This window comes from Variovorax sp. LjRoot175, from assembly GCF_964253805.1.
Classification (GTDB): Bacteria; Pseudomonadota; Gammaproteobacteria; order Burkholderiales; family Burkholderiaceae_C; genus Variovorax.
This window is the reverse complement of the sequence record NZ_CAXURY020000001.1, coordinates 3,327,015-3,338,059: the sequence shown is the minus strand read 5'-3', so window position 1 is coordinate 3,338,059 and position 11,045 is coordinate 3,327,015. Positions and strand designations below refer to the sequence as shown.

Genomic DNA, 11,045 nt, shown 5'->3' with positions numbered 1-11,045 from the left:
TCCTTTTCATTTCTTGCGCATCGCTTCCCATTGCGCGTCGTTCCAGTCCTGCATTGCGCGGAAGGTCGGGCCGCCGGCGCCCTGCATCCAGCGCCCGCCATCCATGACGATCAGGTCGCCGGTCATGTAGCCCGAGCCGTCGGCCGCGAGGTAGGCATACAGGTCGCACAGCTCGCGGTGCTCGCCGAGACGCCGCAGCGGCACGCCGCGCTCCTGCGCTTCGACCTGGCTGCCGGGCGGAAAGAGCTGCTCCCAGGCACCGGGTGTCGGGAACAGCCCCGGCGCCACGCAATTCAGGCGGATGCCCTTGGGGCCCCATTCGACCGCGAGGCTGCGCGTCATCGCGAGCACGCCGGCCTTGGCCGCCGCCGATGGCGCGGTGAAGGCCTGGCCGGTGATCACCGGCGCCGAGACGGTGCTGATCACGTTGCCCGGCTGGCCGGCCTCGATCCAGCGCCGGCCGGCGGCGAGCGTGCAGTAGAAGCTGCCATGCAGCACGATGCCCAGCACCGCGTCGACGGCGCGCGCCGAGAGCCGCTCGCTGCGCGCAATGAAGTTGGCCGCGGCGTTGTTGACCAGCACGTCGAGCGCACCGCTCTGCCAGATGTGCTCCATCATCGCCTCGACCTGTTCGGCATCGCGCACGTCGCAAGTGAGCGTGTCGACGCGCGCCCCGGGCAGCTCGGCGCGGAACTCTTCGGCGGTGGCGTCGAGCACCTGGAGCCGACGGCCGCAGATCACCAGGTGCGCGCCGAGTTCGAGATAGTGGCGCCCGATGCTCTTGCCGAGCCCGGTGCCGCCGCCGGTGATGAGGATCTTCTTGCCCGCGAGCAGGTCGTTGCGAAACATGGTGCTCACCTGCCGACGAACTTTGCCGTGCGCTTCTCGGCGAAGGACTTGCGGCCCTCGGCGGCGTCCTCGGTGCCGTACAGGAAGGTGTTCTTCGCGGTGGCATGCGTCGCCGCGTGCATCCAGCCCTGCCCGAGCGCCAGGCGCGCGTTCTCGATCGTGGACTGCACCGCGAGCGGCGCCTGTTCGGCCACGCGCTGCGCATAGGCGAGGGCGCGCTCGAACTGCTCGCCGGCGGGCACGACTTCCTGCACCAGGCCGAGCCGCAGCGCCTCGGCGCTGTCGAACTCGTCGCCGGTCAAGAGCCACTTCATCGCGTTGCCCCAGCCGGCGCGTTCGATGAAGCGGAAGGAGCCGCCGTAGCCGGGCATGATGCCGCGCTTCACCTCGAGTTGCGAGAAGCGGCAGTTGTCGGCGGCGAACACGACATCGGCGGCGAGCATCAACTCGATCGCGATGGTGAAGCAGATGCCCTGCATCGCCGCGACCACCGGCTTCGTGCGATAGGGCTCGCGCAGCTGGCCCGGGTCGACCAGGTTCAGCGGCACGTAGGGCGAGCCGGCCTTGCGGTACTCGGCCATCAGCGGCAGGTCGACGCCGCCGCTGAAGTGGTCTCCCTTCGCATACAGCAGGCCGACGAACAGGTCCGGCGCGTTCTCCAGCAGCGTGTAGGCCTCGCCGAGCTCGCGGAACATGCGCGGCGTGAAGCCGTTGCGCTTCTCGACGCGGTCCACGCCCATCAGCAGGATCGGCCCGCGCCGCTCGACGACGATCCGGCCCTCGGGGTGGCGTTCGGTGGCAGCTTCGGTCACAGCAGTTCTCCGTAGCGTTCGACGTGGTGTTCCGAGTTGCCCCAGGTCATGTCGATCGCGGTCAGTCGTTTGAAATAGTGGCCTGAGGCCAGCTCGTCGGTCATGCCCATGCCGCCATGAAGCTGGGTGGCCTGCTGGCCGACGTAGCGCCCGGAGCGTCCGGCCATCGCCTTCGCCGCCGAGGCAGCACGGCGGCGCAACGCGCGCTCCGGCGACTCGACGTGTGCCGCGGCCATCAGCGCCAACGCGCGCGCCTGCTCCACGGCGATGCGCATGTCCGCGGCGCGATGCTGCAGCGCCTGGAAGCTGCCGATCGGCACGCCGAACTGCCTGCGCGTCGAGAGGTGTTCGCAGCTCAACTCGGTGAGCTTCGCCATCGCGCCGACCGCCTCGGCGGCGAGTGCCGCCAGGCCCTGGTCGGTCGCCCAGTCGGCCAGTTCCAGGCCCTGGCCGGGCTCGCCGATCACGCAGGCGTCGTCGACTGCGGCGCCCTGGAGGCGGATCTCGGCGGCGCGCTGGCCGTCGATGGTCGTGTAGCCGTCGATCGCGACGCCGGATGCCCTGGCGTCGACCAGCATCAGCGCCAGGCCCTGGCGGGTGTCGGCAGTGACGATCAGCCAGTCGGCGCTGTCGCCGTGCGGCACCACGGCCTTCGCGCCGTCGAGCTGCCACCCGCCGTCGCGGCGCACCGCGCGCGTGTGCACCTTGTCCAGGTCCCAGCGTGCCTGCGGCTCGAGCGCGGCGAGCGCGAAGCGCAGCCGGCCTTCGGCGATCGGCCCGAGGAAACGATCCTTCTGCGCCTCGCTGCCGAAGGCGGCGAGAAGGCGCGGCGCGATCACCGCGCTGGCGACATAGGGCTCGATCACGAGGCCGCGGCCGAGGCCTTCCATCACGATCAGGGTCTCGACCGCGCCGGCGCCAATGCCGCCGTGGGCCTCGGGCACGTTCAGCGCGAACAGGCCGAGCTCGGCCATCTGCCGCGCCAGCGCATCGCTCGGGCCCTCGGCCAGGCGCCTGCGGCGCGCCTCGAAGCCGTATTCCTTCTGCACGAAGCGCGCCATCGTGTCGGCGAGCATCTGCTGCTCTTCGTTCAGCGTGAAGTCCATGGTGGGGCTAAGTGGGCTGCAGCAGGCTACAGCGGGATGAGGGATTTGCCGATCAGCCCGCGCTGGATCTCGTTGGTGCCGCCGTAGATCGCGACCTTGCGCAGGTCGAGGTACTGGCCGGCGAGGGCGTTGAGCTCTGCGCCGGCCGGCGTCGGCCCGTCGTAGCCGAATTCGAGCGCGGCCTCGACCAGCGGCAGCGCGTAAGGGCCCGCGCATTCCATCAGCAGCGCGCCGAGCTCGCCCTGGATCTCCGAGCCGCGCACCTTCAGCATCGACGGCTCCGCGCCGAGGCCGAGGCCGGCGCGCTCGAGCGAGATGAGCCGCGCCAGCGCCCATTCGTGCGCCAGCACCTCGATCTCGATCCTGGCGATCTTGTCGCGAAAGCGCGGGTCCTCGATCAGCGGCCGGTCGTGCCTGGCCTGCGTGCGCGCCAGCTCCTTCAGCCGGCGCAGCAGCCGCTTGCACATGCCGAGGCCCGCGATGGCGGTGCGCTCATGGCCGAGCAGGTACTTCGCGATCGACCAGCCCTCGTTCTCGGCACCGACCCGGTTCTCGACCGGCACGCGCACGCCATCCAGGAAGACTTCGTTCACGTCGTGTCCGCCGTCCAGCGTGCGAATCGGGCGCACCGTGATGCCGGGCGTATCCATCGGGATCAGCAGCAGCGAGATGCCGCGCTGCGGCTTCGCGTCGGCCGAGGTGCGCACCAGCGCGAACATCCAATTGGCCCATTGCGCGAACGAGGTCCAGGTCTTCTGGCCGTTCACGACGTAGTGCTCGCCGTCGCGTTCGGCGCGCGTCTTCAGCGAGGCGAGGTCGGAGCCGGCGCTCGGCTCCGAATAGCCCTGGCACCACCAGTCGTCCATCGACACGATGCGCGGCAGGAAGCGCGCCTTCTGCGCGTCGCTGCCGAACTTCATCAGCACCGGCCCGATCATCGCGAGACCGAAGGGCATCTGGCGCGGTGCGCCGGCGGTGAAGCATTCCTCGTCGAAGATGTTGCGCTGCACGGCGTTCCAGCCGCAGCCGCCGTGCTCGACCGGCCAGCCGGGCGCGCCCCAGACGCGGCCGGCGAGGATGCGCTGCCAGCGCACGTAGTCCTCGCGCGGCACGCGCAGGAAGCCCAGCACCTTCTGCCGGATGTCCCCGGGCAGGTGCGCGGCGACGAAGTCCCGCACCTCGGCACGGAAGGCTGCGTCTTCGGGCGATTCGTGGAGGTTCATCGTCCCTTGAAGCGCGGCTTGCGCTTTTCCTTGAATGCGAGCTTGCCTTCCTGGAAGTCCTCGCTGAGGTTGGTCTGCATCATGTCGGCGCTGTCGGCGATCAGCGCCTCGTGCAGCGTCTGGAACGGCAGCTCCCAGAGCTGGCGCTTGATCATCCGCAGCGACAGCGGCGAGCACGATTCGGCCAGCTCCTTCGCATAGGCATAGGTTGCCTCGGCGAGGGCCTCGCGCGGATGGATCCTGTTCACGAGACCGAGCCGCAGCGCTTCCTCGCCGCGCACCTTGCGCGCCGACAGGAGCAGGTCGAGCGCATTGGCATGGCCGACCGCGTTGCGCAGGGCCCAGGCCATGCCGTATTCGGACGCCAGGCCGAGGCGCGCGAAGGCGGTGGTCAGCACCGCATCGTCGGCCGCGAAGCGCATGTCGGCGTAGAGCGCATGCACCAGGCCGAGGCCGGCGGTGGCGCCGTTGAGCATCGCGATGACCGGCTTGGCGAGCGCGGGGAAGTAGGCAGCGCGGCTCTGGTAGTCCGGGCGGCGGCTGAAGTCGTAGGCACGCGGCAGCTTGTGCAGCAGCGAGCGCGGGAAGGCGCTGTCGTCGCCGGCCGACTTGAAGCCGGTGACGTCGCCGCCGGCGCAGAAGGCGCGGCCGGCGCCGGTCAGCACGATCACGCGCACCGCGTCGTCGCCCTCGGCCGCGTGCGTCGCGTGCCAGACCTCCTCGGCCATCACGTCGGTCCAGGCGTTCAGGGCCTCGGGGCGGTTCAGCGTGATGGTGGCGATCGCGTCGCGCACCTCGTACAGGATCTGTTCGTAGGCCATGGCTTCAGCGCGTGATGTTGGCTATATCTTCGGCACTGTAGCCAAACCAGCCGAGCACTTCGTCGTTGTGCTCGCCGAGCTGCGGCGGCGGCAGGTGGATGCCGCCGGGCGTGCCGGAGAACTGCGTCGGCACGGCGGTCGTCACCATCGGCCCCTCGGTCGGATGCCGGTAGCGATGGAAGAAGCCGACCTCGTTCAGGTAGGCGTCCGACAGCATGTCCTCGAAGCGCGCGACCGGCCCGTTCGGCACGTCGATCGCGTCGAGCAGCTCGTGCCACTGCGCGGTGGATCTCGTCTTCATCTGCTCCGAGACCATGCCGTAGACGCGGTCGATGTTCTTCATGCGACCTTCGTGCGTCGCGAAGACGGGATCGGTCAGCAGCTCGGGGCGGCCTAGCGTCGGCAGCAGCCGCTTCCATTGCTCGTCGTTGACGGCCAGCACGCAGATGTGGCCGTCGCTCGTCTCGTAGGGGCGGCGATGCTCGGAGAGCAGGCGCACGTAGCCGACGCCGCCGCCCATCGGCGGGTCGAAAGCGCCGCCGTACAGGTGTTCCTGCAGATTGAAGGCGACGATGGTCTCGAGCATCGGCACGCGCACCATCTGGCCGAGGCCTGTGCGCTCGCGTGCGTACAGCGCCATCGCGACGCCGGAGGCCAGCATGTAGCCGCAGAACTTGTCGACGATCACGGTGGGCAGGTAGCGCGCCTGGCCAACCGAGCGCAGCATCAGGTCGGCGATGCCGGCCTCGCCCTGCACCACGTCGTCGAAGGCCGGGTCATTCTCGCGCGGGCCGCCGGGCATGTAGCCGCAGCCGTAGCCGTAGACGATGCGCGGGTTGCGCGCGGCAATGTCCTCGTACGCGACGCCCAGGCGCTTGGCCGCCGCGGGACGCATGCTGTGGATGAACACATCCGCGCTCTCGACCATGCGCAACAGGGCATCGCGTGCCTCGGGCCGCTTCAGGTTCAGCGTCACGCTGCGCTTGTTGCGGTTCATGTTCAGGTGCATCGCCGCCATGTTGGGGTTGCGCGATGGGCCGTTCTGGCGGTTCGGGTCGCCTTCGGGCGTCTCGACCTTGATGACGTCGGCGCCCATGTCGCCGAGGATCATCGTCGCGACCGGGCCGAGCACGTTGACCGTCAGGTCGATCACGCGCACGCCGGTGAGAGGGCCGGCGCTGGTGGCCAGCTTGGCGTGCAGGGGCTCGCCGGCCGGCGCCGGATCCGGCTGCACCTCGGGCTGCATGTAGCCCTGCAGCACCGGCGGTTTCATGTGCGCACCTCGGCGCGCGCCTTGAGCATGCGCAGGGGCGTGTACTCCATCACGACCGTGCCGTCTGCCTTCACGACGCGGTTGCGCGTGCGGACGAGGCCGCGCCCGGGCCGGCTCTCGGAGCGGCGCGCTTCGATCACCTCGCATTCGACGTGGATCGTGTCGCCGGCGAAGGTCGGCCCCTTCACGTCGAGCTGCATGCCGAGGAAGGCGAGGCCGGTGCCCTGCATCGTGGCCTGCGCGAGCAGCCCCTCGGCGAAGCAGAACACCATCGAGCCGGGCGCCAGGCGCCCCGCGAAGCCGGCGACGCCGTGCAGGAACTCGAGATTGGTGAACAGCACCTCGGTCATCCCGATCTTGTCGATGAAGCCCACGATGTCGGCCTCGGTGACCGTGCGCCCCACGGTCTTGAACTGACGCCCCAACGGCAGGTCCTCGAAGCAGAAACCGAGTCCGACTGTTTCCATGTGTGCCTTTGAGCGCAAGAAATTTGCGCTTCCATTGTTGAACGATGTTCGATAATATAAATGCCGGATCGAGATGCCGTCAACCCGATGACCCCCTCGAAAACCCGCCCGTGCCACTGAATCCGAATCGAAGGAGACCCGATTGGAGACCGACAGCCGCTATGCGCGCTACACGCGCCTGAAGTTCGACCGACCGCATCCGCGCGTGCTGCGCGTGACGCTGGATTCGCCGCTGAAGATGGGCGCGATGGATGCCGCGATGCATCGCGAGGCCTCGCAGATCTGGGCCGACGTCGATGCGGACGACAGCGTCTCGGCGGTGATCGTCACCGGCAGCGGCAAGACCTTCTCCGCCGGAGGCGACCTGCACCATGAACGCAAGGTGTGCGAGGACTACGCGCTGCGCATGCAGGCGATGAAGGAGTCGCGCGACCTGGTGCTGGGGATGATCAACTGCCGCAAGCCGATCGTCGGCGCGGCGCGCGGCTGGGCGGTCGGCGCCGGCCTGGCGCTCTTGATTCTTGCGGACGTGTCGATCGCGTCGCGCGACGCGAAGTTCTCCGACGGCCACCTGAAGATCGGTGTCGCGGCCGGCGACCACGCGGCGATCATCTGGCCGCTCCTGTGCGGCATGGCCAAGGCGAAGTACTACCTGATGACGGCGGAGACCTTCACCGGCGAGGAAGCCGAGCGGATGAACCTGATCTCGATGGCGCTGGCCGACGAGGAGGTGGAAGCCAAGGCGGTCGAAGTCGCCTCGCGCCTCGCCGAGAGCGCGCCGGCCGCGGTGCGCTGGACCAAGCAGACGCTGAACCACTGGCTGCGCCAGGCGGCGCCGATCTTCGACGCGTCGCTGGCGCTCGAGTTCATCGGCTTCGCCGGGCCCGAGGGCATGGAGGGCATCGATGCCTTCCTCGGCAAGCGCTCGCCGAAGTTCAGTCCGGACACGCCGGTGTAGGAGGCCTGATGCTCCAGACCATCGGCGAGCTGCTGGAACGCAACGCCCGCTTCCATCCGGAGCGCGAGGCGCTGGTGTGCGAGGGCCGGCGGCTGACCCATCGCCAGTTGCTCGAGCGCGCGAAGCGCCTGGCCGACGGCCTGCACCGGCTGGGCCTCGGGCGGCAGGACCGGGTCGCGGTCTTGTCGATGAACAACTCCGAGTACATCGAGCTGCTGGCCGCCGGCGACTGGGCCGGCTACATCGTCGCGACGGTGAACTTCCGCCTCGCCGCGGCCGAGATCGAATGGCTGCTCGGCGATGCGACGCCGCGCGTGCTGGTGTTCGAGGCGCAGTACGCCGAGCTGGTCGGCGCGCTGCGCCCGCGCCTCGCGACGATCGAAGCCTACGTGTGCATCGGCGGGCGTGCGCCGGATTGGGCGCGAGACTACGAGGCCGTGATCGCGCAGGGCGCTCCCGACGGGCCGCCGTTCCGCTCGCAGCCGCTGGATTACGGGCCGCTGGTCTATACGAGCGGCACCACCGGCCGGCCGAAGGGCGCGCTGCGTGCCCAGTGGCGCTGGGTGCGCACGGCCGACGCCGGCGCGCGCATGAGCGAGCTGGACTCCGACTCGCGCATGCTGCTGACGACGCCGGCATTCCACGTCGGCGTGATCGGTTACGCGCTGCAGGTCCGGTGGTGCGCCGGCACGCTGGTGCTGCATCGCGGCTTCGATGCGGCGAGCGTGATCCGCACGATCCAGCAGGAGCGCATCACCTTCACCTTCGTGGTTGCGGCGATGCTGCAGGCGATCCTCGATTCGCCGGCGATCGGCGATGCGGACCTGTCGAGCCTGCACAACGTCGTGGCCGCCGCGGCGCCGGTGCCGGTGCCGTTGCTGCGGCGCGCGTTCGAGCGCATCGGCCCGGTGTTCTCGGTGCAGTACGGCGCGACCGAGACCGCCGGCTGCGGCATGTACCGCCATGAGCTGAAGCCATACGGCGACGCGCGCGACGTGAAGCGCATCGCGTCGGTCGGCCACCCGGGGCAGGGCACGCGGATCCGCATCGTCGGCGATGACGGCGAGGACTGCCCGGCCGGTACCGCGGGCGAGGTCTGGACCTTCACCGACGAGCGTATGGACGGCTACTGGAACAACACCGCCGCGACGCTGGAGGCGCTGCAGGGCGGCTGGTTTCGCACCGGCGATGTGGGCTATCTGGACCAGGACGGCTACCTGTTCCTGGTCGACCGCAAGAAGGACATGATCATCTCGGGCGGCGAGAACATCTACAGCCGCGAGGTCGAGGAAGCGGTGCAGGCCTATCCGGGCATCGTCGAGTGCGCGGTGATCGGCGTGCCCGATCCGAAGTGGGGCGAGGCGGTGAAGGCCTACGTGGTCTGCGCGAGTGGCGCGAGCGCGCCGGAAGCCGAGGTGATCGCCCATTGCAAGCGCCTGATCGCGAGCTACAAGTGCCCGAAGCGTGTCGAGGCGATCGGCGAGCTGCCCCGGGTGCCGAGCGGCAAGGTGAACAAGGTGGCGCTGCGCGAGCGCGCCAGGAATTCGCAATGAGCGCCATCATGTTCGAGACCGAAGTCGCCGATCGCATCGCGACCGTCACGCTGTGCCGTGCGCCGGTGAATGCGCTGAGCGAGGAATGGGGCGATGCCTTCGACGCGCTGCTCGACCAGCTGGGCACGCGCGACGACTGGACGGTGCTGCATCTGCGCAGCAGCCAGAAGGTGTTCGCGGCCGGCGCCGATCTGGCGCAGATCGATGGCTGGGCCGGTGAAGGCCGGGCGGGGCCGCGGCTGGCGCTCTACATCGAGCGGCTGCAGGCGGTGTTCGGCCGGGTCGCGAGCTTGCCGCAGGTCACGCTGGCGGAGATTGGCGGTGCCGCGCTCGGCGGCGGACTCGAGCTGGCGCTCTGCTGCGACCTGCGCATCGCCGCGCACGAAGCCAAGCTCGGGCTGCCCGAAGTCGGCCTCGGCCTGATCCCCGGCCTCGGCGGCACGCAGCGGATGACGCGGCTCGTGGGCGCCGGTGTCGCGAGCCGGTTGATCCTCGGCGCCGAGGTACTGGACGGCTCGGCCGCGAAGGCGCTCGGCCTGGTGCAGTGGGCGGTGCCGAGGGCCGAGATCGCCGACGAGGCGCTGCAGCTGTCGCGGCGCGTCGCCGCGCTGCCGCCGCCGGCATTGCGCGTCGCCAAACAGTTGATCGCGGCGGCCGGCGCGTCGGCCACCACCGGCTACGCGCTCGAACGCGAGCTCGGCGGAGCATTGCTCGAGACGCCGGAAGCGCGCGAACGCATCACGGCCTTCCTGCAGCGCAGCGCCAGGCCCACTACCCCAACCCCATTGCCTTGAACCCTGGAGACCGATTCATGACCGAGACCCCCGACACCTCGTGGCGTGCCGTTACCGACCTGGCCGGCAAGAGCGTCGTCATCACCGGCTGCGCCTCCGGCATCGGACGCGCCGCCGCGCTGCAATTCGCCAGTGCCGGCGCCACCGTCTACGCCGGCGACAGGAACGTGGCCGATGGCGAGGCGACCATTGCGCAGATCCGCGCCGGCGGCGGTCGCGGCGAGTTCATCGAGCTGGACCTGGGCGATGGAGCGACCATCGACGCCTTCGTCGACGCCGCCGTGGCGCAGATCGGCGGCGCGCCGGACATCATCGCCAACGTCGCCGGCCTCGACCGCGTGATGCCCTTCCTCGAGAACACGCCCGAGGTGTGGGACCTGCTCGCGCAGGTCAACTACATCGGCCCGGTGCGCATGATCCACCGCTTCCTGCCGCACATGATCGAGCGGCGCCAAGGCAAGATCGTGATGGTGGCGAGCGACGCCGGCCGCGTCGGCAGCATGGGCGAGACCTTCTATGCCGGCACCAAGGGCGCGGTGATCGCGTTCACCAAGTCGCTGGCGCGCGAGACGGCGCGCTCGGGCATCACCTGCAACTGCGTCGCCCCGGGGCCGACCGACACGCCGCTGTTCAACGGCACGATTCCCGAGGGCAAGCTGCGCGACGCGCTGATCAAGGCGATTCCGCTGAAGCGGCTGGCGCAGCCGATCGAGATCGCGCACACCATCGTCTATCTCTCAACGCCGGCCACCGACTTCATGACCGGCCAGGTGGTCTCCGTCAGCGGCGGCCTGACCATGCATGGCTGACAAGCGAGGACCCCGATGAACCCCGAGAAGGAATTCTTCGAGCACCTGGCTTCCGGGCGCTTCATGATCCAGAAGAGCCGCAGCACCGGCGGCTATGTGTACTACCCGCGCATGGCCGAGCCGGGCACCGGCGCGACCGACCTCGAGTGGGTCGAGGCCTCGGGCCGAGCCACCGTCTACTCGACGACGGTGATCCGCGGCAAGCCGCCGGCACCGAACGCCAACCTCGCGCTGATCGATCTCGCCGAGGGCCCGCGCATGATGAGCCGCGTCGACGGCATCGCGCCCGAGGCGGTGAAGATCGGCATGGCGGTGCGCGCCAGGATCATCATTGAAGAAGACCATCCGCTGGTCGTCTTCGAACCGGTGGGGGCCTGAGC

General features: G+C 69.6%; 12 protein-coding genes. 5 read left to right on the top strand and 7 right to left on the bottom strand.

What is annotated here, in order from left to right; translation table 11 throughout:
* Positions 1-6: 6 nt before the first annotated feature.
* Genes ACSQ89_RS16645 through ACSQ89_RS16615 form a run of 7 tightly spaced genes read right to left on the bottom strand, consistent with a single transcriptional unit; the run spans position 7 to position 6,551 of the window.
* A complete protein-coding gene (locus ACSQ89_RS16645; RefSeq protein WP_436295493.1) occupies positions 7-849 on the bottom strand; it encodes an SDR family oxidoreductase in 843 nt (280 codons plus the stop codon).
* A gap of 5 nt (positions 850-854) precedes the next feature.
* Positions 855-1,661, bottom strand: a complete 807-nt coding sequence (locus ACSQ89_RS16640; RefSeq protein ID WP_436295492.1) for a crotonase/enoyl-CoA hydratase family protein — start codon at positions 1,659-1,661, stop codon at positions 855-857.
* On the bottom strand, positions 1,658-2,767 hold the full coding sequence (locus ACSQ89_RS16635; RefSeq protein WP_436295491.1) for an acyl-CoA dehydrogenase family protein: 1,110 nt from the start codon (positions 2,765-2,767) through the stop codon (positions 1,658-1,660). Before ACSQ89_RS16635 ends, ACSQ89_RS16640 begins: the two co-directional genes overlap by 4 nt.
* Positions 2,768-2,793: 26 nt before the next feature.
* Positions 2,794-3,990 carry an acyl-CoA dehydrogenase family protein gene (locus tag ACSQ89_RS16630; protein ID WP_436295490.1) on the bottom strand — a complete coding sequence of 399 codons (1,197 nt, stop codon included), beginning with the start codon at positions 3,988-3,990 and terminating at the stop codon, positions 2,794-2,796.
* On the bottom strand, positions 3,987-4,811 hold the full coding sequence (locus ACSQ89_RS16625; RefSeq protein ID WP_436295489.1) for an enoyl-CoA hydratase: 825 nt from the start codon (positions 4,809-4,811) through the stop codon (positions 3,987-3,989). Before ACSQ89_RS16625 ends, ACSQ89_RS16630 begins: the two co-directional genes overlap by 4 nt.
* Positions 4,812-4,815: 4 nt before the next feature.
* On the bottom strand, positions 4,816-6,084 hold the full coding sequence (locus ACSQ89_RS16620) for a CaiB/BaiF CoA transferase family protein (RefSeq protein ID WP_436295488.1): 1,269 nt from the start codon (positions 6,082-6,084) through the stop codon (positions 4,816-4,818).
* Positions 6,081-6,551 (bottom strand): MaoC family dehydratase, encoded by a 471-nt coding sequence (locus ACSQ89_RS16615; protein ID WP_093103506.1) that lies wholly within the window; start codon positions 6,549-6,551, stop codon positions 6,081-6,083. Before ACSQ89_RS16615 ends, ACSQ89_RS16620 begins: the two co-directional genes overlap by 4 nt.
* 142 nt (positions 6,552-6,693) lie before the next feature.
* Here ACSQ89_RS16615 and ACSQ89_RS16610 point away from each other — a divergent pair, with 142 nt between their 5' ends.
* The 5 genes from ACSQ89_RS16610 to ACSQ89_RS16590 are packed head-to-tail and all read left to right on the top strand — an operon-like array spanning position 6,694 to position 11,043.
* On the top strand, positions 6,694-7,509 hold the full coding sequence (locus ACSQ89_RS16610; RefSeq protein WP_436295487.1) for an enoyl-CoA hydratase/isomerase family protein: 816 nt from the start codon (positions 6,694-6,696) through the stop codon (positions 7,507-7,509).
* An 8-nt stretch (positions 7,510-7,517) separates the two neighbouring features.
* Entirely contained in the window at positions 7,518-9,062 is a 1,545-nt protein-coding gene (locus ACSQ89_RS16605; protein ID WP_436295486.1) for an AMP-binding protein, read from the top strand.
* The gene (locus ACSQ89_RS16600; protein WP_436295485.1) at positions 9,059-9,856 is read left to right on the top strand and encodes an enoyl-CoA hydratase/isomerase family protein; all 798 of its coding nucleotides are present in this window, start codon (positions 9,059-9,061) and stop codon (positions 9,854-9,856) included. Before ACSQ89_RS16605 ends, ACSQ89_RS16600 begins: the two co-directional genes overlap by 4 nt.
* Before the next feature lie 17 nt (positions 9,857-9,873).
* On the top strand, positions 9,874-10,665 hold the full coding sequence (locus ACSQ89_RS16595) for an SDR family NAD(P)-dependent oxidoreductase (protein ID WP_436295484.1): 792 nt from the start codon (positions 9,874-9,876) through the stop codon (positions 10,663-10,665).
* 15 nt (positions 10,666-10,680) lie between these two features.
* Positions 10,681-11,043, top strand: coding sequence for a Zn-ribbon domain-containing OB-fold protein (locus ACSQ89_RS16590; RefSeq protein ID WP_436295483.1), 363 nt, complete (start codon positions 10,681-10,683; stop codon positions 11,041-11,043).
* Positions 11,044-11,045 lie beyond the last annotated feature (2 nt).